The sequence below is a fragment of the Streptomonospora sediminis genome, assembly GCF_054778995.1.
On the sequence record NZ_BAAGYZ010000114.1, the window covers coordinates 57,672 to 78,955 of the forward strand.

Annotated in this window: 17 protein-coding genes; 14 read left to right on the forward strand and 3 right to left on the reverse strand. The window is 70.2% G+C overall.

The window, feature by feature from the left end; translation table 11 throughout:
* Positions 1 to 19 precede the first annotated feature (19 nt).
* Positions 20 to 1,462 (forward strand): 2-oxoadipate dioxygenase/decarboxylase, encoded by a 1,443-nt coding sequence (gene hglS / locus ACYVD5_RS22355; protein WP_461003081.1) that lies wholly within the window; start codon positions 20 to 22, stop codon positions 1,460 to 1,462.
* 141 nt (positions 1,463 to 1,603) lie between these two features.
* The gene (gene amaB, locus ACYVD5_RS22360) at positions 1,604 to 3,130 is read left to right on the forward strand and encodes an L-piperidine-6-carboxylate dehydrogenase (RefSeq protein WP_461003082.1); all 1,527 of its coding nucleotides are present in this window, start codon (positions 1,604 to 1,606) and stop codon (positions 3,128 to 3,130) included.
* Between the two features lie 150 nt (positions 3,131 to 3,280).
* Here the strand turns inward: amaB and ACYVD5_RS22365 are convergent, their stop codons facing one another.
* Positions 3,281 to 3,913: an FMN-dependent NADH-azoreductase gene (locus ACYVD5_RS22365; protein WP_461003083.1), complete on the reverse strand. Its 633-nt coding sequence runs from the start codon at positions 3,911 to 3,913 to the stop codon at positions 3,281 to 3,283.
* 135 nt (positions 3,914 to 4,048) lie between these two features.
* Here ACYVD5_RS22365 and ACYVD5_RS22370 point away from each other — a divergent pair, with 135 nt between their 5' ends.
* Entirely contained in the window at positions 4,049 to 4,666 is a 618-nt protein-coding gene (locus ACYVD5_RS22370; RefSeq protein ID WP_461003084.1) for a TetR/AcrR family transcriptional regulator, read from the forward strand.
* Between the two features lie 82 nt (positions 4,667 to 4,748).
* Here the strand turns inward: ACYVD5_RS22370 and ACYVD5_RS22375 are convergent, their stop codons facing one another.
* A complete protein-coding gene (locus tag ACYVD5_RS22375) occupies positions 4,749 to 5,666 on the reverse strand; it encodes a LysR family transcriptional regulator (RefSeq protein ID WP_461003085.1) in 918 nt (305 codons plus the stop codon).
* 93 nt (positions 5,667 to 5,759) lie between these two features.
* On the opposite strand from ACYVD5_RS22375, the gene ACYVD5_RS22380 reads away from it, so the two are divergent.
* From ACYVD5_RS22380 to ACYVD5_RS22395, 4 genes are all read left to right on the forward strand, one after another.
* A complete protein-coding gene (locus tag ACYVD5_RS22380; RefSeq protein ID WP_461003086.1) occupies positions 5,760 to 6,263 on the forward strand; it encodes a DoxX family protein in 504 nt (167 codons plus the stop codon).
* Positions 6,264 to 6,965: 702 nt separating this feature from the next.
* Positions 6,966 to 7,253, forward strand: a complete 288-nt coding sequence (locus tag ACYVD5_RS22385) for a hypothetical protein (protein WP_461003087.1) — start codon at positions 6,966 to 6,968, stop codon at positions 7,251 to 7,253.
* Positions 7,254 to 7,877: 624 nt separating this feature from the next.
* The gene (locus ACYVD5_RS22390) at positions 7,878 to 9,749 is read left to right on the forward strand and encodes a hypothetical protein (RefSeq protein ID WP_461003088.1); all 1,872 of its coding nucleotides are present in this window, start codon (positions 7,878 to 7,880) and stop codon (positions 9,747 to 9,749) included.
* A gap of 50 nt (positions 9,750 to 9,799) precedes the next feature.
* On the forward strand, positions 9,800 to 11,350 hold the full coding sequence (locus tag ACYVD5_RS22395) for an ABC transporter substrate-binding protein (protein ID WP_461003089.1): 1,551 nt from the start codon (positions 9,800 to 9,802) through the stop codon (positions 11,348 to 11,350).
* 33 nt (positions 11,351 to 11,383) lie between these two features.
* On the opposite strand, the gene ACYVD5_RS22400 is transcribed toward ACYVD5_RS22395, so the two are convergent.
* On the reverse strand, positions 11,384 to 12,475 hold the full coding sequence (locus ACYVD5_RS22400) for a ferric reductase-like transmembrane domain-containing protein (RefSeq protein ID WP_461003090.1): 1,092 nt from the start codon (positions 12,473 to 12,475) through the stop codon (positions 11,384 to 11,386).
* Positions 12,476 to 13,036: 561 nt separating this feature from the next.
* Here ACYVD5_RS22400 and lxmK point away from each other — a divergent pair.
* The 7 genes from lxmK (at position 13,037) to ACYVD5_RS22435 (ending at position 21,283) form a co-directional block, all read left to right on the forward strand.
* The gene (gene lxmK / locus ACYVD5_RS22405) at positions 13,037 to 14,350 is read left to right on the forward strand and encodes a class V lanthionine synthetase subunit LxmK (protein ID WP_461003091.1); all 1,314 of its coding nucleotides are present in this window, start codon (positions 13,037 to 13,039) and stop codon (positions 14,348 to 14,350) included.
* Positions 14,347 to 15,318, forward strand: coding sequence for a T3SS effector HopA1 family protein (locus ACYVD5_RS22410; RefSeq protein WP_461003092.1), 972 nt, complete (start codon positions 14,347 to 14,349; stop codon positions 15,316 to 15,318). The genes lxmK and ACYVD5_RS22410 overlap by 4 nt, the downstream gene beginning before the upstream one ends.
* 85 nt (positions 15,319 to 15,403) lie before the next feature.
* Positions 15,404 to 15,583, forward strand: a complete 180-nt coding sequence (locus tag ACYVD5_RS22415; protein ID WP_461003093.1) for an LxmA leader domain family RiPP — start codon at positions 15,404 to 15,406, stop codon at positions 15,581 to 15,583.
* Positions 15,584 to 15,982: 399 nt separating this feature from the next.
* The gene (locus ACYVD5_RS22420; RefSeq protein ID WP_461003094.1) at positions 15,983 to 17,023 is read left to right on the forward strand and encodes a methyltransferase; all 1,041 of its coding nucleotides are present in this window, start codon (positions 15,983 to 15,985) and stop codon (positions 17,021 to 17,023) included.
* Positions 17,020 to 18,828: an ABC transporter ATP-binding protein gene (locus ACYVD5_RS22425; RefSeq protein ID WP_461003095.1), complete on the forward strand. Its 1,809-nt coding sequence runs from the start codon at positions 17,020 to 17,022 to the stop codon at positions 18,826 to 18,828. The genes ACYVD5_RS22420 and ACYVD5_RS22425 overlap by 4 nt, the downstream gene beginning before the upstream one ends.
* Positions 18,828 to 19,790 (forward strand): LLM class flavin-dependent oxidoreductase, encoded by a 963-nt coding sequence (locus tag ACYVD5_RS22430; protein WP_461003096.1) that lies wholly within the window; start codon positions 18,828 to 18,830, stop codon positions 19,788 to 19,790. The genes ACYVD5_RS22425 and ACYVD5_RS22430 overlap by 1 nt, the downstream gene beginning before the upstream one ends.
* Complete coding sequence (locus ACYVD5_RS22435; RefSeq protein WP_461003097.1) at positions 19,787 to 21,283, forward strand: flavoprotein; 1,497 nt, start codon at positions 19,787 to 19,789, stop codon at positions 21,281 to 21,283. Before ACYVD5_RS22430 ends, ACYVD5_RS22435 begins: the two co-directional genes overlap by 4 nt.
* Position 21,284 lies beyond the last annotated feature (1 nt).

Consider the following 21,284-nt stretch of genomic DNA (forward strand, 5'->3'; position numbering starts at 1 on the left):
ACGGAAAGGACTGGTTGTCATGCCGTTCACGGCCCTGTGGCAGCTCCGGGCCGAGTTCGCGCTTCGCCTGTCGGCGATGTACGGCCGGGAGGTCCCGGCCTACACAACCCTCGTCGACGTCGCGACCGAGGTGAACCAGGACCGGTTGCGCCGCGACGGCGCCGGCGCCGAACGCCTGGGGTCCGCCGACCGTGTCACCGCCGAACGGCACGGGGCCGTTCGCGTCGGCTCCCGCAAGGAGATGTCGCAGGTTGCGCGGGTGTTCGCCGCGTTCGGCATGTATCCCGTCGGGTTCTACGACCTGCGTGACGCCGCCGCGTCGTCGGTTCCGGTGGTCGCGACCGCCTTCAGGCCGGTCGACCCCGGAGAACTCGCGCGCAATCCGTTCCGGGTGTTCACCTCGATGCTCGCCGCCGACGATCCCCGGTTCTTCACCGGTGACCTGCGGCGGCGGCTCAAGGAGTTCGTCGGTCGCCGGACCCTGTTCCCCCCGGAACTCCTGGCGCTGGCGGACCGTGCCGCCGAACAGGGCGGTTTGGAACAGCCGGACGATGCGCGGCTGCTGCACCTGGCTACCCGGTCCTTCGAACTGTCCGCCGACCCGGTCGACCACGCGTGGTACCGGGAGCTTGAGCGGGTCTCGGCCGTGGCCGCCGACATCGGCGGCGTGACCTCCACGCACATCAACCACCTGACCCCGCGCGTGCTGGACATCGACGACCTCTATGCGCGCATGGCGGCCCGGGGGATCGCGATGATCGACGAAGTGCAGGGGCCGCCCCGGTGGGAGGGCCCCGATGTGCTGCTGCGCCAGACCTCCTTCCGCGCACTGGCCGAACAGAGAAGCTTCCGCTTCGAAGACGGCACCGTGGGCCGCGGCGAAATCCGCGTCCGGTTCGGCGAGGTCGAACAGCGCGGAATCGCGCTGACCCCCGCTGGCCGGGACCTCTATGACCGGCTTGTCACCGAGACCGACGGCCGCCTTGGCCAAGGGGAGGGCGGCGGAGTGCGGACGGAGGTGGCGCGCGCGGTTTGGGCGGAGAACCTGCCCCGGACCGAAACGGAACTCGCGCTGGAAGGGCTCGGCTACTTCACCTACACACTTGACGAAGCCGCCCTGCGCGCCCGCGGTAACGCCTGCGGCCGCGGATCGGCCGGCCTGGCCGATCCCGCCGATCCGGCCGGCCTGGCCGACCTGGTGAAGGCGGGTATCGCCGTCCCCCAGCCGATCGTCTACGAGGACTTCCTGCCCCGCTCCGCCGCCGGGATCTTCCAATCCAACCTGAGCGGCGAAGGGTCGCGCGACGACTCCCAGCGGGGCGCCGACTACAGTGCCGCGGTCATGGCCGAAATCGTGGGCCGGCCCGTAGCCGACCCCCACGACCTGTATCGGCGCCAGCAGGACAAATCGATCGCCCGCCTCCGCAGCCGGCTGGACACCGCCGCCGCGGTCGGATCCTGACCGGCGCTGACCAGCCCTGCCCGGCACTGACCGGCTCGATCCCGCCCGGCTCTCCTGATGACCGCCGCACGAGATGACCGCCTCGTCCCGGGCCGCCTGCGCAACGGCGGCCGCCCCGGCAACCTCCCGAGGAGTACAGACATGACACCGAGCCCTCACCAGTCCGATCTGGCCGCGGACGTTCGGCGCGCCCTGGAGATGTGCGGGGTCCGCCCGGACGAGCTCTCGGGCGGACCGCTGGTGCGCAGTCCGTTGACCGGAGAGGACCTGGTTTCGCCGCCGCACGCCTCCCGCAGCGAGGTCGCCGCGGCGATCGGTCGGGCGGACACCGCCTTCCGGACATGGCGGGACGTCCCCGCCCCGGCCCGCGGCAACGTGGTGAAGCGCTGGGGCGAGCTGCTGACCGAGCACAAGCGGGAGCTGGCCGTGCTCGTCCAGGCCGAAGCGGGCAAGACGACCTCGGAGGCCGAAGGCGAAGTCCAGGAGATGATCGATATCTGCGACTTCGCGGTCGGCCAGTCCCGCATGCTCTACGGCCGGACCATGCCCTCGGAGCGGCCCGGCCACCGGTTGATGGAGACCTGGCACCCGATCGGCGTCGTCGGTGTCATTTCGGCGTTCAACTTCCCGGTGGCCGTGTACTCCTGGAACACCGCGCTGGCCCTGGTCTGCGGCGACACGGTGGTGTGGAAACCCTCCGAGTTGGTCGCGCTGAGCGCTGCGGGGGCCAACGCCCTGCTGGCCCGGGCCGTGCGCGAGAGCGGCGCGCCCGAGGATATCCACCAACTCGTACTGGCCGACAGCGAGGCCGGCCAGGAGATCCTGGACGACCGGCGGGTCGCCCTGGTCTCGGCGACCGGATCCACGCGGATGGGCCGCGAGGTCGGCCCGCGGGTCGCCGCCCGTTTCGGGCGGTGCCTCTTGGAGCTCGGCGGGAACAACGCGGCGATCGTCACGCCGAGCGCGGACCTCGGCCTTGCGCTGCGCGGCATCGTCTTCGCGGCGGCGGGCACCGCCGGGCAGCGGTGTACCACCATGCGCCGGCTGATCGTGCACGAGTCGGTGGCCGAGCGGTTGACCGGGCGGCTTGTCGGCGCCTACCGCACGCTCACCATCGGGGACCCCCGCGAGGAAGGGAACCTCGTCGGTCCGCTGATCAACAAGGCCGGGTTCGACGCCATGCAACAGGCCCTGGTGGACGCCCGCGCCCAAGGCGGCACCCTGCTCACCGGCGGCGAGCGCGTCCTGGCGGACGAGTACCCAAATGCGTACTACGTGCAACCCGCCATCGTGCGGATGCCGGGCCAGTCGGAGATCGTGCGGGCCGAGACGTTCGCCCCGATCCTGTACGTGGTCACCTACCGGGAGCTGGACGAAGCACTCGCACTGCACAATGGGGTTCCGCAGGGGCTGTCCGCTGCGATCTTCACCACCGACCAGGCGGAGGCCGAGATCTTCCTGTCCGCGCGGGGCTCCGACTGCGGGATCACCAACGTCAATCTCGGCACCTCGGGCGCTGAGATCGGCGGCGCCTTCGGCGGTGAGAAGGAGACCGGCGGCGGGCGCGAGTCCGGCTCCGACGCCTGGAAGTCCTATATGCGCCGGGCCACCAATACCGTCAACTACTCCGGGGAACTGCCCCTGGCCCAGGGCGTCGAGTTCAGCTGACCGGCGCCGCCCGTTCGGCCGCGGGCCGGGAATGCAGGCGGTTCCCGCCCTCCAGCGCATGGCGGGCGGGAGCCTCGTTGCACATCGGAGCGATCACCGGGGTGCTGGTGGCCCGGGCCGTGGAGCGCGCGGACCGGTTGATCACGGCCGTCAGCGCGCGGCGAGCTCCCGGCCGGCATCACGGGCGGCGGCCAAGGCCTTCGCGCGCTCCTGCTCGGCAAGGTCCCTGAGACTCTCCATCCCCGGTGTGGTCGCGGCCAGGGTGAGTTCGCACTTGATGAGGGTCAGGTCGGCCTGCCAGATGTCGCCGATGACACGCTCCAAGTACGGGGTGGAGTGGTCCCAGCCCTCGCGCGGGGTTCCCGGTCCGTAGCCGCCGCCGAGCGTGGTGGCGAGCACGGCAGGGGTGCCCTTCAACAGCGGGTTGGTGGGACCAGCACCCGCGATCACCAGGTCGACCCAGGTTTTGAAGTGCTGGGAGACGCCGTAGTTGTACAGCGGGACGGCCAGGAGCACGGCGTCGGCCTCCTGGAGTTCGGCGGCCAGTGCGGCGGTCAGGTCCAAGGCCTGGCGCTGGGCCGGTGTGCGGTCGTCCTCAGCGGTGACGGAGCCGGTGGTGGCCAGGGCCCACGCGTCGGCGGGCAGCGGGTCGGTGCCCAGGTGGCGGCGGGTTACTGCGCCTTGCGGGTGGGCCGCGGTCCATTCGGCCTCGGCTTGGTCGGCGATCTCGGCGCTGTTGGAGGTCCCGGGCAGGATGCTGGCGTCCAGGCGGAACAGGTTCATCAGGTTCTCTTCCCAGGGTGTTCGGGTTCGCGGGATGGCGGTGCGCGGCCGTACGGCCGGACCATAAGCGGACTATCCCCCGCTTGACTCAAACGGACTATACCCCGATTACTCTTTCCGCGGTAGATTGGCCGGGTGACTGTGCCCCTGGCGCCCTTCGGAAAGCCGCGCGGCGAACGCGCGGACGCCGCACGCAATCGCGAGCACCTCCTAGAGACGGCCCGCGCGATGATCGCCGAAATGGGTACAGGCCAGGTGACCATGGACGGCCTCGCCGAGCGCGCGGGCCTGGGCAAGGGCACCGTATTCCGCCGCTTCGGCAGCCGCGCCGGTATCTTCCAGGCCCTGCTCGAGGATGCCGAGCACCGCTTCCAGCAACAGGTCCTGTCGGGGCCGCCGCCGTTGGGACCGGGCGCCGACCCTGCGGCGCGCCTGGTCGCCTACGGGTGCGCCCGCATCCCCTACCTCCTGGAGCACCACGCGATCGCCCGGGCCGCCGTGGACCGCGCCCTGCCGGTACCGGCACGCGCGGTCGGCATGACCCAGCCCCACATCCGCATGCTCTTGAAACAGGCCGGGCTGCCCCCGGCCCGCCTCGACGGCCTGGCCGTGCAGCTGACCGCCGCTCTGGAAGGGCCCTTGATGCTGTATCTGCCGATGAAGCAGGCGGCCCCCGAACCGCCGGAGCCCGGCGCCGACGAACCCTTGGTCGACGGCTGGCGGTTCCTGGTCGGACGCGTCATCGGAGACTGACCGCTCTCTTGGCCGTGAGCGCGGTCACCGGCGCGCCGAGGGACGGCGGGAGACCACCGGTCCCCGTTGGCCACCCTGGACCTCACCGAGCCGTGAGGGGCGGTGCGTCGGGGGTGAAGAGGCATACCGCGGTGCGTACGAACAAGTCGACGGCCGGCCTCGTCGGCCCTTCAGGCCAGGCGAGGACGGTGCGGTAGGCGCTGGCGTCGGCTATCGGCACGTAGGTGAGGTCTGGGCGGGGATTGGCCTCGGCGACATGGCGCGGCACGAGGGCGAGCGCCTGTCCCAGCCCGACCACTTCGATGAGCTGGGAAATGTCGTGGACGAGCGGGCCTTGGGCCGTGCCCTCGCCGGTGGCGCCCGCCTGGTCTTGCCCCGACCGGTACCGCCGGGCCGCATCGGTGTCTCCGGGCCAGCGCGGGAACGGATGGCCGAGGAGGTCCAGGCAGCGCAGTGCGGAACTTCCGGCCAGCGGGTGGCCGGCCGGCACGGCCGCCACCCGCTCTTCGGAGTACAGGGTGCGCACACACAGGCCCTCGGCGTTGAAAGGCGTGCCGAGGAGGGCGAGGTCGGCTTCGCCGCTGCGCAGGGCCGCCTCCTGGGTGCTGCAGCCGGTGACTTCGATATCGGGGGCGGCCGCGTCAGGCAGGCCTGCATAGACGTCGGCGATGCGCCGCAGCAGTTCGGTGCTGCGGCCGGGGGTGGTGGTGACGGTCAGCAGCGCGGCCTCGCGGCCCGCGCGCCGGGTGCGCCGCGTGGCCGCACTCGCCGCCTCCAGGACCTTGCGTGCCTCACTGCGCAGCGTGGCGCCTGCGGGCGTCAGCCGGATGGTGTTGTGGTGGCGGTGGAACAGCGGCGCGCCGATGCGCCGCTCCATCTGCCGGATGGCGCGGGAAAGGGGCGGTTGGGAGATTCCCAGGCGCTCGGCCGCTCGGGAGAGATTCAACTCCTCGGCAGCCGCGAGGAAGTAGCGCAGCTCCCGCAGGTCAACCTCATGCATGCTCTTAGGGTAGCCTGGCCTACGCAATCGGTATTTCTCCGGGGGTGGTGAACCCTGCTCGAATGGGCGGCATCCCTCATCGAAGGAGAACCGATGAAATACCTGATGCATTCGCATGCCCTGCTGACCGACGCGGTCGTGCTTGTGGTGCGGTTCTGTGTCGGCGCCGTCTTTCTCGCCCACGGTTGGGACAAGGTCGCCGGCCAGGGCGTGGCCGAGGTCGTGCAGAGCAATCGCGATCTCGGGATTCCGCTTCCCGAGTTGAGCGGCATCTTCTTGGCCTACGGTGAGTTGATCGGCGGTTTGCTGCTGCTCGCGGGGCTTATGACCCGCGCGGGCGCGGCCGTACTGATCGTGAATATGATCGGCGCCTTGGTTTTCGTGCACGCCCCCAACGGGCTCATGCTCGACAACGGCGGCTACGAGTACGTGCTGGTGCTGGCGGCGGTGAACCTGCTGGTCCTGGCCCACGGGCCGGGCAGATTCAGTGTCGATTCCGTTCTTGTCCGGGCCTTCGGCGGTGGCGGGCAACGCCGGGAACAGGCGGGTCGCAGAACTCGGGACCGCGGCGAAGTGGCCGGATCGGCGCACGAGTAGTCACGGCGTGATCCGATCGTTGCAATTCCGAGCGTGTGATCCTATGCGGACGAATCGGACCCCAGCGCGAGTGCGCAGGGAAAACCGCAATCTCCATCGCCATCCGCCAATCGGTACTCCCCCGGCGTCCGCAACTCCCGCGAGCCGCCGGTGCTCGGATCGGAAAATTCGCCGGATCGGCTGAACCGGTACAGGGCCGGCTGCAACGCGCAGCCGGCCCTGAAGGCGTGGTGTTCGGGTCGGATGCGGGCGCACCTTCCGCCAAACCGGTTCGCCATCGGATGCCGAACCGGTTCAGGACCGCCGCCGCATGCGTGCGCGCGGCGCTCCCGCCGCTGCGGGCGCCTTGGGACCATGCGGGAGGTCTGCGGCGCGACCGGGGAGTTCGGCTGCGCGCTCCGCTATGAGCCGGCGCACGATCAGCGCCGATGGCGCGGGCCGGCTGCCGCTGGGCTGCACCGGGCAGATCCCGACCGGATCCGCGCTGCGCAGCGGGATCCAGCGCAGACCGGACATCGGTGGATGGCTCGAACGGGGCCAGGACACCGATCCCGGATTAGCTCGGCGCCTTCGAGCACATCAGCGAACTGCTCACGATCGAGGGCTCGGCAATGCTCACCCTGCTTCTGCTGTGCTCCATCGCCGGCATCACCTCGTTCGCGGCAAGCTCGATCGCGGTGTTCGTGACAGCAATGCACAGCAATGCCGCTGCTGCCCGCGGTCGTGGACGCGGGCGCGTCGACGGTCAGCGCCGTACCTGCGGTGGCGTTGTCCTCGGTGGTCGTGGACATCAACCCGCTCGGCATCACCGGGGGCCTCATCCTCGGCGCGGCCCCGGAGGAGACCCGGCCGACGCTCTTCCGCCAACTGCTGTTCTACGGGCCGGCATCAGTCGCGGTTCGCTCCGCTCCTGCTCTGAGCGGTTTTCAGTTGGTGGTGAAGGATGCACAATTCCGCCAGTTGACTAACACGGCACCATCATCCCCATAAGCCACGGTCCGAGGGGCGGTGTTCGCGGCCGCAGGCGCAGAATAGCGCCGAATCCCCAGGTGGCAGGGGTAGATCCGGCACCGTCAGCAGATAGTCGGTTGATCCGACATCGGATTTCCACACCCGAGGGGCCCTACAGGAAAACGGCACGCCGCGCGGCACAAGTCCCGGGGTTGCCGGAATCGGCCAATAGGCTATCCGGCCTGCACACAGCCCCGCGAGCCCCGCTAATATCGGTTCCCTATTTGCGGAACGCCGCAACACGGCCAGTGGAACGCAGTTTTCATCCACCGCGAATAGGGAAGGACTGCTACATTTACCCTTACCTGCACACTAGTCGCGCACGACGGTGGTCCGGATGCCGCCGGCAGACCTGTTTCCGATCCCCTGCTCTCCGGAGACCCGCATACGGGAATTCGGCATCGAAGTCCGCACTCGGCGCCGCTGCGCAGTGCTGTCGGTGTTACCGCACCGGAGCGGGTCGGCGCCATCCGGTGATCGCCGTGCGCAGTGAAGGGGAGACCGGTGCTCACGCCAAGTACCGACCGGATTTACGGCCGCCTGGAAGCGGTTGAAACACTCCGGAACGCCATACAGAGAACCGGGCCGAAAGAGCGGTCCCCGGTGCTCCTTTTCACCGGCACCGGCGGCAGCGGCAAGTCCTCTCTGCTGCGCAAACTCGCCGCAGAGGTCGACCAGGTCGTGCCCTACGCCGAGGTGGACTTCGACCAGGTCGACCGGAGCACGGACCTGGACCTGCCGGAGGTGCTGTCGGACCTGGCCTACGAGTTGGGCCGGAAATGCCCGGGATACGGCCGCCTCCGGTTCCACCGGCTGGTTGTGGGCAGGCTGGCGATGAACGAGGAGACCGACTTCACCGACCCCGAGGCGTTCCGGCGCCGGATGTCGGCGGTCCTGCGCCAGCACCGCGGCTACGACAAGGTCTGGGAGGCCACCCGTGTCGCCGCCGGCGAACTGGCAGGGCAGGCCGTGGCGGCGCCGTTGGACGCCCCGGTGAGCGCGCTCGCCTCGCTCGGTGTCGACCAGATCGCCTTGGGACAGTTCGGCAACAGGTTTCTGCTCGGCGAGCCCTACCGCTGGTACGGCCATCGCGACCAGGGGCTCACCAACGATCCGATGGACGCCCTCGCCGACCTCAACCGCCGCTCGCGCAACTTCTCCGATGCCGACAACCGCCGTCGGGTCAGCGAACTCCTGATGGAGGCCTTCGTCGCCGATCTGCGTGCGGCCTTCAACCGCGGGAACCGTGCCCGGCCGGGCATGTACGACTGCGTGCTGCTGCTGGACAACATCGATGGCGAGGCCGGCCGGCGGTTTTTGGACCAGTACCTGTCGACCTGCCGCCGTTCCGCGGTCCACGGGCATCCGGCCGATCCCATGGTCATCGCCGCGACCAGCCGGCCGGCCGAGCGGTTCACCCGCGAGAACCATCTGCGGGATATTCCGCTGCGCGATCTCACCTGCGACGAGACCGAGGCACTGGCGCGGCCCGACCTGCCCGGCGAGGTCGACCACCGGGTGCCGCGCCTGATCCACCAGCTCACCGGCGGCCATCCCGGAACCACGGCGCTGCTGCTGCATACCGTTGCCCTGTGGCCTTCGGCCGCCCAGGGCGGAATCCCTTCGCTGCTGGTGCAGGAGGAGCCCGGGTCCATAGCCGAGGGTTCGGACGTGCCCACCGGGATCTCCGTCGAAGAGCGGCTGCGGGAGGACCTGCTGCTCGGTCTGCCCGGCATCCCGGAGACCGCGCCCTTGGACGACGACCTGCTGGCGGCCCTGGCCGTCTTCGCAACCGCTCGTACCACCGAGGACGCCGCCTGGCTGATCGCCGAGCGCCTCCACTCGGCCCTGCTCAGCCCGGAGACGCTGTGGCGTTCATGCCTGTGGGCCCACGGCGCGCAGACCGGCGACCACTCGCTACTGCGGTGGCTGCTGCTGCGCTGGTCGCTCCGGCGCGACGGCAACCTGGTCCCCGAACTGCACCGCGACCTGAGCAAACGCTGCCGCACCACCGGCGACACCACCGGGGAGCTCTACCATGCGCTGGGCGCGGGCGACTTTGCCGGTGTCGCCCGCAGCCTCACCGAGCGTCTGGACCGCCGCGCGCCCCGGGACGGCGATGGGCCGCCCTGGGTCGAGCTGCTCACGGAGGTCACCTCGGTGCCGCACATCAGCGACGACGCCGGCGATACCGCGGAACAGGCGCCGCACCGGCTGCAGACCGACCTGGCCGCTACCGCCGGGGCGGACGGCGGCACCGAAGAGCACGCGGCGGCACAGCGGCACCTTCCCGTTGTCGCCCGCATCGCGGCGGGGCTGTGGATCGCCGCCGATCCCCGCACCTCGCCGGACCGATATTTCCTGCACACGCAGATCGCAACCGATTTCCGCGGTCTGGCGGCCCACAGCAACCAGCCGGTCGACCTGTTCCAGGAAGCCCGGCGGCATGGCGGCTTGGCACACGACTGGACGTAAACGTCGGCATCCCGCGCGCAGCGCGGCCGCGAGAGGGCGAAGGAGACCAGGTGGCAGCGAAGCGAACCGGACAGCGGAACGGGCCCGGGACCATCCCGCGCCCGCCGGCCGTGGCGCACGCCCAGCGCAGGCTCCGCATCCTGGCATGGGGGGCGGGAGCGGTCGCGCTGGCCCTGGTGGCCGGCACCATCTGGTGGGCGGTGCCGACGCTGCGGTGCGGATTATGGTTCAACGGAGTGCGCCATGCCGGCGGGGAGTGTGTCGGGGTCACCGACGGTTCGTATGCGTTCACCCCGCAACTGCAGGCGATCGGCGAGGCCATCAAGGACGAGAACGACGAGGCGGCGCGGGAGGCCGCCAAGGACGAGGACACTCCGCTGGTCAAGGTGGCGCTGTTGTCCCCTCTGACCACGTCCGCCGAGGGAGCGATCACGCCCAGCCAGGCGCTCAGGGCGCTGGAAGGCGCCTACGTGGCGCTGTACAGGGCCAACCGCACCCCGGAACTGGGCGACCGGAAGCCGCTGATCCAGCTCTACCTCGCCAACGAGGGCAGCAGGCAGCAGGAGTGGACCGTCCCGGTCTCCCGGATCGAGGCAATGGCCGACGACGAGGTCCCCCTGGTCGCGGTGATGGGTCAGGCCCTGGGCACCGAGCGGACCAAGAAGGCGGCTGAGCGTCTCACCGAACATGGGATACCGGTCGTCACCGGAGCCTCGACGGCCGACGGCATCGACCACGAGGCGGTCGACGGCCTCCTCCGCGCCGCGCCGAGCAACACCGACTTCGTCACCGCGCTCGACCGCTATTTGCACAACCGGGACGACCTCGACTCCGCGGTCATGGTCTCCGACGAGGTAAAAGAGGACCTGTTCGTCAGAACACTGCACGATGGCTACGAGGCAAAGCTCGGCGACTACATCGACTTCCGCCGGACGTTCCAGGGCCAGTCGATAGACGAGCTCGGGGCGAACGTCTTCGGCCCCATCACCGACTCCATCTGCACGCTCGACCCCCCACCCGACATGGTCTTCTTCGCCGGGCGCGCCCCCGATCTGCGCACGTTCCTGGATGTGTTGGGCCACCGCAGCTGCAGATCCGACCCCATCTCCGTGGTTTTCGCCGAGATCGGCGAATACCCCTGGGAGCAGGAGCAGTTGTCGGCCCTGCAAGAAGGCAATATCACCCTCCTCACCGCCACAGGATCCGATCCCCGCTGGGCGCAGCCGGGCAACGAAGGCGAGCCTGCCGGCTTCGCCGACTTCTACTCCCACTACAGCGAACGCATGAAGCGGGATTCCGCGACCTTGGCGGAGAACCTGGAGAACGGGTACGCCGCCACCTACCACGACTCGCTGGCCATTACCGTCACTGCGATCAGGTCGGCCCACGCCCACGCCGAGCAGCAGGGCCCCCCGCCGGCGCCCGAGGACGTCCGCGACCACATCATGAACGCGCCGTTCAAAGTCCGCGGCGCCACCGGCACCCTGAAGTTCAACCAGAACCAGGTGGGAAATCCCAGCGGCAAGTACGTACCGGTGGTCCCGGTGCCGTTCTCCCCCGAGATTGCCGATAACGACCCCTACATCACCCCAGCGGAGTGAGGCGCCGGTCTCCTTGCTCCGCGGGACGTTGCGCTACCGCCGGGTGCCGCCGGACCTCGGCCCCGGCGGGGGTGCGGCGGCCGGCGGCCGCGTGCGGTGGACGACGGCCACCAGCACGAGCGCCAGCACCAGCAGGCCCGCCCAGATCACCCATTGCTCCGGCCAGAGCCCCGGCGGCTCACCGCCCGGTGTGCGGCCCCCGTCGGCCCCGGTGATGACGACGGCCAGCAGGCCGAGCACGGTGGCCGCGGCGGCCAGCCGTCCGGCGAACCGCGCCGTCAGCGGCAGCGTCCGCGATTCCCTGCCCGGCCCTCGCAGGCGCAGGCGTTCACTCGGACGCGCCGGCGCAAGCAGACGCAGCAGCAGGAGCGCGGCGAGGGGCATCTGCAGCGCCCACACCAGAGTGCGGAACGGACCGTCAAACCAGACGTTCGTACCATACAGCAGGGTGTGCCACACACTGAGGACATAGACCACGATGATGAACCGGTGCAGGGCGCGCCACATGCGCGATCCGGTCCGCTGGCGCACGTAGAAGGCCAGCCCCAACGGAATCGCGAGGTAGAACGCGAGCAGGCCCAGCAGGATGGCGATGCGGCCGGTACCGGACGAGTAGACGCCGGGGACGAAGACGTCGGCGAAGGCTTTGAGGAGTCCCCCGGCCCAGGAGAAGTCCTGCTGGTTGGACCGGACCTGGTCGGCGAAGAACATGAACGCGTGCATGAACATCAGCCCGATGGTGGTCAGGCTCGTCGTGCGGTGCAGTTTCTCCACCCGCGGCACGGTCAGCCACTGCCACGGAGGGCGGGGTCCGGACCGGAGCAGGCCGAAGAGGACCGTTACGTAGGCCCACAGCAACCCCGACCAGCCGAACGCCTGGGACAGCCAGTACATCCAGAACTTGGGAGCGTCTGCGAGCATCGGCATGACGCGGATCGTCGCCGAGGTCCCGTTCTCGACCCGGACGTACAGGAGCACGAAGACGAGGCCCGTGACCACCAGGGCGAGGGCTGCGTCGGGCACCGCGCCGCGCAGATCGGATCTCAGCCCCTGCCAGTCGAACCGCCCGGTTCTCTTCCGTTCCCGCGGGACCGGCGGCGGGGCCGCCTCAGAGGGTCCGCCCATAACAGGCACCACTTTCCGCGCCGCATTGAGCGGCCTCGACGACGGACAATCCGCGGCCCCGGACGCCACGATCCCACATTCCTCCTGAGGCGGGTATCCCCCGTTTCCGTGATCGGCGGCTCGGCGACCGCGAGCGCCTATTCGACATCCGTGAGCTGCGACTTCATCCGTCCGGGACCGGCGCTTTCGGCACGCCGACCGGTCCACCGGGCCGTGCGGGTCGCGTCGAGGCGCGTAGGGACGCCGGCCGGGCCGCCGGACCCGGTTCCCCTCCAGCGGCTTCTTGACCAGGCCATGAAGCCGACCGCGGGCAGCGAATTCCCGGGCCCAAATGATCATCTCCGGCGGCCGGCCGAGCCGGAAAATCCTCCTGCGGAGTTGTACTCCACCGCCGGGTGTCCGGATTCGGCCAAGGGATTCACCGACAAGAAAAGTGCTGCTTAGGACCGTGCGGCATGCATCCATATGCAGGGCAGGCCCCTCTCGGTCTTACCCAGTCTTGCCACGCCGAGTTCCGAAGGTTAAGCTGTCCACTTAATTCGAATCTTCATGAATTAATTCATGGACCACACACCGCTGAAATATGCGACCGGGCGCAGCACGCCAACGACCGCAGCAGAAACCGGAATCGGAAGCCACCGAAGTACTCGAATAGGCCCTGACCCGCCATGTCGAGCAGACCGCCCCGCATCGACGAACTCACCGTGCCGGCTGAACGAATTCGATCAGACGCTCGACTACCTGCAGGTGAATACGGCTGTGAACACCACACGAAGACCGGCGCGGTACACTCCTGTCGATCTCGCGGGAGTACCCGAGGTCGACGCACTCCTCGAACAACTCGGATTCGGCCCACTGGTCCGGTCGGAGGTCACCACTTCCCCGGGACGCAACGATATTTGGCTGGGTCCGTCCGAATCAGGTAGGCATGTTTTCGTCAAACGCCTCACTGGGAAAAGCAATTACATCTCGGAACGCATCGAACGGATGCGCGCCTTCGAACGTTTCCGCGAAGATACCGGCCCCGGGCCGCTGAATTCCCCGAAACTCCTCTCCAGCGACACGGAGACGGGACTGTGCGTTTTCGGTTACATCGACGACGCGCAAACGGGAGCCGAACTCGCGGCCGACGACCGGTTCGACATTCCACTCGCCGAACTGGCGGGAAGTGCGCTTGGCACCGTGCACGCCGGATCCCGCCATTACCTCGCCGACCTGGACGCGTCGCAGCCGCACATGCCCGATCCCAGCCTTTTCATCGGGCTTCCCCGCGGCATGTACGACTCCCTCACCATCGCCGAGGTGGACACCTGGCGATTGTTCCAGCAGGACACGCCGCTGGTCCGGGCCATCGCCGAACTGTGCTCCGCCGAAACCGCCAACCCCGCGGTGCCCTCCCACGGCGACCTGCGGCTCGACCAGTTCCTCATCAGCGCGGGGACCTTGTACGTCAGCGACTGGGAGGAGTTCCGGCTCACCGATCCGGCGCGCGACGTCGGCAACTACGCGGGCCAGTGGTTGCAGAGGGCGGTACTGGACATCGTCTCGGCTCCCGCCGGGTCCGCCTTCCGCGACGCCGACCTGACCCACGAGGACGTCATGGAGCGCGGCACGGCCAACCTGGCCCGAGTGCGGCCGCTTGTGGAGCGCTTCTGGCGCGCCTACCGCGCACAGCACACCGGAGCTGATCCCGGCCTTCCGCAACGGGCCACCGCCCACGCCGGATGGCATCTGCTGGAGCGGCTGCTCGCCTCCGCAAGCCGGACCAACCGCCTCACTGGGATCGAACGTGCCGCAGCGGGCATCGGCCGCGCGGCGCTCATCCACCCCGAGCGGTTCGCGTCCGCCATCGGGCTCGGGGAGGTCCGCGCATGACCGCTTACGCAACGTACGCGCTCTGCCCGCGCCTGCTGGAGGCGCTCGCCGGCATCACCGTCGAGCCGGACCGGGCCCGAGCCGATGTAGCGGGCCGGCTCGTGGAGGCTGCGCACCCGTCCGAACTGCGGGGAGCCCTGTCCGGCGCCCTCTACAACACCCTCCATTCATCGGGCCCGGCGGGCGAGGACGAACGCCCCTACCTGCTCCGCGACCCCGAACTCGACCGGATGTTCGCTGCGGCACTTCCGCATCGCCACACCCTGGACGAGGTCGTGCTGTGCGACTCCGCGGCGACCCCCCGCCCTGCACCGGACCAGGTACTGGTGCTGCGCGGAGGCGTCCGGGTCTGGGCCGAGGCGTCCGACCTCGTCGAGGGCGCGGACGGCCCTCCCGGGGCCCGGGCGGTACTGCGGGTGCCTGCGGGCCGCCCCGCCGTCTCCCCCGGGTTCTTCCTGGCCGGCGGTTCCACGCGCGTGAAGGGGCAGCCGCGCCTGCGCCTGTACGCACACCTGCGCGACCCCGAATCGGCCTACCCCGCCTGGAAGAGCGCCCTGGAGTTCATGGAGGCCCGGGGCGCCGGCTACCTGGCCAAGGTCCTCTCCTCGCACGCGCTCTACCCGCGGCGCGACGCGCTCGTCGTGTACCTGACCGAAACCTCCGACGAGGTGCCCGAACTGCTCGCCGCAAGGCTCGCCGGCCTGCCGGGCCTGCACCCCGACACCTCCGTGTTCGCCCGGATCCTCGCCCCAGGGCTCGCGCTCGCGTGGGAACCCGACGACTCCAGGCCCCAGATGCGCGGACTCAGCTTCGGGCAGCACCGGGCGTCGGTGACCGCGCGGGCACTCATCCGCGCAGCGGCCGAGGAGGACGTCCCCCTCGAACAGGCCCTGGTCGAGGAGTACACGGCTGCGGGCATCGACCCCGCCGCCCCGTTCCGCAACCTGCATTCACCCGGCGGAGGTTGAAGAGCTCCCTGGGGGCGTATCCGAGTACACCCCCAGTCCGGCCTTTCAACCGGACGATCCGCCCCAAACGATTGGGAAGAAGTTCATGAGCGACGACAAGAACACCTCCGTAATGGAACTCATCGGGGCCTACGACTCCTACGTGTCCGCTGAGGAGCTGTCCGCCGACGCGGTCTCCGAGGCGCCCGCCACCACCCTCCCCTGCGCATCGGCCAGCTCGGTGCCGTGCTTCAACGTCACCTACACGGTCGTCATCCACTGCTAACCCCTTAGGCGGTCCAACCGCCTGATGGAATTCGCCGGGTCGCAAGACCCGGGGCCGCGGCCGCCGGCAGGTGAGCACGACCGCCACCGGAAGCAGTCGGGTTTTCCGGTGTCCGGCCGTGCCCCTGCCGGCCGGCCGGGCCGGGTGAGCTGGATCGCCGGCCGCCCGGCCCGGTGGCCGGGTCCGGCAAACACCGCCGGTATCGGCCACGGAGCCTGCAGGACCGCACCCGCTACGACGAAGCGGCCGCTCGGCCGCACCAACGCCCACCCCCGTGCTGCCCGGCACCAACGGACCCGACCCGAGGTGCCCGGAACCGCGGCACTCCCCGCCCAGGGCCACGGCGGCCGAGTACGACCTGGGCGGGACCGTCCCCGCCGACCAGAAGGAGCCAGACGAGTGTCGACTCAGCCCTCGACCAGCGCGGAGGAGGCGGTCCGAACCCTGTTCGACATGGCCGGAATCCTGCGCCCCGCGGCCATAAGGGCGGCGGCCACCCTGCGTTTAGCGGACCACATCGCCGCGGGTACCACCGCCGCGGCCGACCTGGCCGGCCTGGTCTCCGCCGATCCGGACCGCCTGACCAGGTTGCTGCGCCATCTGGCCGCTCTGGGGGTCTTTGAACGCACCGACGGCGACCACTACACGCTGACCGAAATGAGTGAACCGCTCCGTTCCGACGGCCCCCTGAGCGTCCGCGCCATGCTGGACACCGACGGCGTCCTCGGTCGCGCGGACCTCGGCACGATGGACCTCGTGCACACCATGCGCACCGGACGCCCCTCCTACGAGAAGGTCTTCGGCACGGACTTCTGGTCCGACGTGCAGGGGGACCCCGTCTACGCCGATTCCCTCGAAGCCGTGCTGGGCTCCGGCGTGGGCTGGGACGCTGAAATCATCATCGACTCCTACCCCTGGGAATCGGTCACCCATGTCACCGACGTCGGCGGCAGCACCGGGTCCCTGCTCATCGAACTGCTGCGCAAGCACGACCACCTGAACGGCCGCGTGGTGGACCTTCCCAACGCGGTCGCCGCCGCGCAGCGGCGCCTGACCGCAGCGGGACTCGGCGACCGCGGGGAGGCGGTCGAGGCGAGCTTCTTCGACCGGATCCCCAGCGGATCCGACGTCTACCTGCTGTCCGCGATCCTCGCGGACTGGACCGACGAGGAGGCCCGGCGGGTCCTGCGCACGGTCGCCGAAGCCGCGGGACCCGGCGGGCGGGTGCTGCTGTCGGAGGTCAACCTGCCCGAGGCCGGTGCGGCGGCCGACGATCCGGCGTCCACCGCGTCCGACCTGTACATCACCGCGACGATCACCACTCCCGCGCGGACCGCGCCGGAACTGATCGGCACCGCCGAGGCGGCCGGGCTGCAACTGTCGTGGCGGGGCCCTGAGTCCGCCGTCCGCTCCCTCTTGGAATTCACGGTGGTGTCATGAGCGACTCGAAGGGAACCAACCCGGCGGAGCCGCCCTCCGAAATCGCGGCCCTGGTTCCGCCGCCCGGCGGCTTCGACGTGGTCTCGGAACTCCTCTCGTACCGGGGCCGCATCGCATCCGTGGTCGTCCTGGCCCTGCTCTCGTCCGGGGGAACCCTCGCCCTGCCCATGCTCATGGCCAGGGTGATCGACGACTTCGGCCAGGGTTCCCCGGTGGCGGTGTGGGTGGCGGCCATGGTCGCGGCCGCCCTGATCGGCGCCGTGGCCAACGCGCTGGCCACCTACCAGCTGCAGGTGGTCGGCAACACGGTCATCCTCCGGGCCAGAGAACGCGTGATGCGGCACAGCCTGAGCACCTGGGTCGGCAAGATCAAGGGGATCGGCTCCGGTGATTTGGCCGCGCGGCTGACCTCCGACTCCGCCCGGATCAAGGCCGCCGTGGAGACCGGTCTGCAGCTGCCGATGGCCGCGGTGAACCTCATCGGCACAATCGTGCTGATGGCCGTACTGGACGTCGGCCTCCTCCTGATGACCGTCGCGGCGTTCGCCATCGCGCTCGCCTTGGTCTTCGGGGTCTTCCGCGCCCTGCGCCGCATCTACATGGCGGTCCAAGGCGACATCGGCACCATGTCCCATCGGTTCGTCGCCGCTCTGGACGCCGTCACGGTCATCAAGGCCAGCCGCGCCGAGAAGCGCATCGGTGACGAACTGACCGGTGTGGCCCAACACGTGCGCGGTCTGGAACTCAAGGCCGCCCGGCTGGAGTCGCTGGTGGTGCCCACAATCACCTTCGGCCAGCAGGTCGCCTTGGTCGTGGTGATCATCGCGGGTGGCGTCCGCGTGCTCGACGGCCAACTCGACATGGCCGTCTTCGCGGCGTTCCTGCTCTACATGCTGCAGTTGGCGGCCCCGATCCTCATGGCCGCGACCAGTATGGCCACCATCCAGGCGGGCCTGGTGGCCCAGCAGCGGTTCAACGAGGTCCTCTCGCTGCCCTTGGAGAAGGACGGCGACCGCCCCGGGGCACCGGCCGCGTCCGACGACGCTCCCGCCGTGCGGTTCGAAGGGGTCGACTACGCCTACGAGGGCCGCCCGGCGCTGTTCGGGGCTGACATCGACGTGCCCAGGCGCGGGCTGACCGCCATCGTCGGCCGTTCCGGAGCGGGCAAGAGTACCGTGCTCGGGCTGATCGAACGGTTCATGGTCCCCAACGCCGGCACGGTGAGCGTTCTGGGGCAGGACACCACCGCAACGGACCTGTCCGAACTGCGGGGGCGGATCACCTATGTCGACCAGTCGTTCACCCTGCTGTCCGATACGGTGCGCAGCAACCTCCTGCTCGGTGCTGAGAGCGGCCGGAGCGACGACGAACTGTATGCCGTGCTGTCCGAGGTCGGCCTGGCCGAAGCGGTCCGCGGCCTGCCCGCCGGCCTCGACACCGTACTGGGCGGCGAAACCGACCTGTCCGGCGGCCAGCGCCAGCGGCTGGCGCTGGCGCGCGCGATCGCCGCGGACACACCGCTGGTGCTCCTGGACGAGCCCTCCTCCCAACTGGACGGTGTGAGCGAGAACCGCCTGCGCGATACCGTCAGCCGCCTCGCCGCGGACCGGGCCGTCGTGGTCGTGGCGCACCGGCTGTCCACCGTTCGCGCGGCCGACCACATCGTCGTGCTGGACGAGGGGAGGGTCGTCGGCCAGGGCTCCCACAACCACCTCGCGGTGACCTCGGCCGCCTACACGGCGCTCCTGCAAGGCCAGGGGGCGGCCGTTGGCACGGCCGCACCGGACACGGGCAGCGGCACCTGATGGGCGCGGTCTCCGTGCTGATGCCGCTGGTCCCGATGCGGTCCGAGCAGATGCTGCCCTACGCCGCCCTCGTCCAGTGGACATCCGCGGCCCGCTTGTGGCAGGGGCACACACCGCTGATCGACCCCCTCGACTCGTTCACCCAGACCGCAGGCGCCGGTTTCCGGGTGCCCGCGGGCATCGGTGTCACCCTCATGCCCTACCGGCACCCCCTGCAGGCGGCCCTGCAGTTCCGCTCGCTGGCGCTGGCCACGGGCCACCCGGTCGTCGCGGGGTTCTCCCCGGGTGAGCCCGGGATCCAGGAGGCGATGCTCGGGCGGCCCTACGACAGTCCGCTGCGGGCCACCCGCGAGTACGTTTCCACCGTCCGCAGCATTCTGGCCGGCGAACACGTGCGGTTGAACGGGGACTACGTCCGCTGCGACATGTCCCTCTACCCGGTGCCGCACCCAGGCGTGGAGGTGGGTGTGGGCGTGCTGCGCCCGCGGATGGCCCGCCTTGCGGGCGAGGTCGCGGACACGGCGATCACCTGGCTCGCGCCCGCCTCCTACCTCCGGGACGAACTGCTCCCCCGGATGCGGGAGGGAGCAGCCCAGGCGGGGCGGCCGGTGCCGCGTGTCGTCGCAATTGTCCCCATGTGCGTGGACACACCGGACCGGGACCCGCTGCGGGTCTTGCTGGCGGGAAGCGGTTCCCATCTGAGCAGCCCCCACTACCAGGACATGCTGCGCCGGGCCGGGATCGCCGTCGACCCCGATGACCTGCCCAAATCGGCCGAACAGGTCATCGAGGCGGGCGCCTTCCTCGCCGGCGGCCCCGCCGAACTGGCCGGGCGGATCTCCGAGTTCCACCGGGCGGGCGCCGACGAGGTCGTCATCAACCTCACCGGGACACACCAGGTCTCGGGCACCGCGGCGGCGCTGGCGGAGATCGAGACGGTACTCAAGGAGACGGAACAGTGAACGGATTACCCACCGCGGACAACCTGGCGCCCCCCGACGTGGATGTGCGCCGGCTGCTGTTCGTGGTCACCGGTGCCGCGCCGGCGAGCACCATCCCGGGGTGGCTCAACTGGTTGCACGGCTCCGTTGCGGACCTGGAGATCACCGTGGTCATGACGCGGAGCGCGGCGCGGTTCGCCACGCCCACCGCGCTCAGCGCGGCCGGCACCAGGAAGGTCGTCTTCGACGAATGGCCCGACGACGCCGGCGGGGAAGGGGCGCTGCACGTCCGGCTGCAGGAGTGGGCCGAGGCGGCCATCGTCTTCCCAGCCACCCTGCACTACATGGGGCGGCTCGCGCTCGGGCTGGCCGACACTCCGTCGCTGCTGGCCCTGCAGTCCACGACCGTTCCGGTCGCGGTCGTGCCATCGGTTCCGCCGGGGGCGAGTGAGGCCGAGCCCTTCCAGCAGCACTGGGCCCGCCTGGTGGAGCGCCGCAACATCGTGCTCGTGCCTCCCCTGGAGGGGATCAGCCTCACCACCGGCAAGCAGGGCGGCGGCAGTTCCGGACCCCTGCACGACGCGCTGTGGCGCCTGCAGGAACGCCGCGCAGCACTAGTGGAAAAGGCGCGGCCCGCACATCCCGATCCGCGCGAAGGGACCAGCAGCGCGCTGCAGCGCTGCCGGGTCGCCCGCACCGGCGGTTCCGACCACATCTGGACGGTCGAGCCGGGATGGTTGCGTCCCAACGGATTCGGCCCCGTCCCCCCGGAGGTCGCCCGCCACGCAGCGGACTCCAGCGGAACCGTCCGCCTGCTGTTGGGCGGCGACGCGCCCGGCCGCCGGGACTACCGGACCCTTGGTGGCGCGTCCGTGGCGGCGGCACTGACCTCCGAAGACCGCGCTTGGGACGACGGCGGGCCCCTGCCCGACCTGCTGCACGGCATGGGGGAGGCACTGCGGGGACTCCACGAATGCGCCCCCGCTCCCGTGCACAGCCCGCTCCCCCCGGCCTTGGAGCGGCTGAACCGCTGGCTGGAGGACCGCCCCCTCAGCTCGCAGTCGGCCTCGGTGGGGCGGCTGCTGCGCAGCGTGGTCGGCGAGGACCACTGGCGCACGCTGCGGAGTTGGGCGCGGGAACTCACCGATCGGCGGGACACGGTGATCGTGCACGGATTCCCCAGCCTGGGAGCGCTGGTGCCCGACGCCGGGCTGACCCGCGCCGACCTGCTGACGGGCCAGGATACGGCGGTGTGCGCCCCTGAGTACGACCTCGGTTTCGTCCTGGGCGAACTGATGGAGCTGCGCTGGGGGCGCGGGAGCGATCCCTCCGCCTGGCAGGAACTGGCCGACGCGTTCGGCAAGGGCTACGGGGCCGAACTCGGCGATGCCTGCCACCGGGCCGCGACCCTGCGGATCGCGTTGCACCTGCACGACTATGCCGCGTCGTTTCCGTGGAACGCGGTCGAGATCCGGGCCTACGGCTCCCTCCTTAGCCGCCTGCTGTCCATGTGAC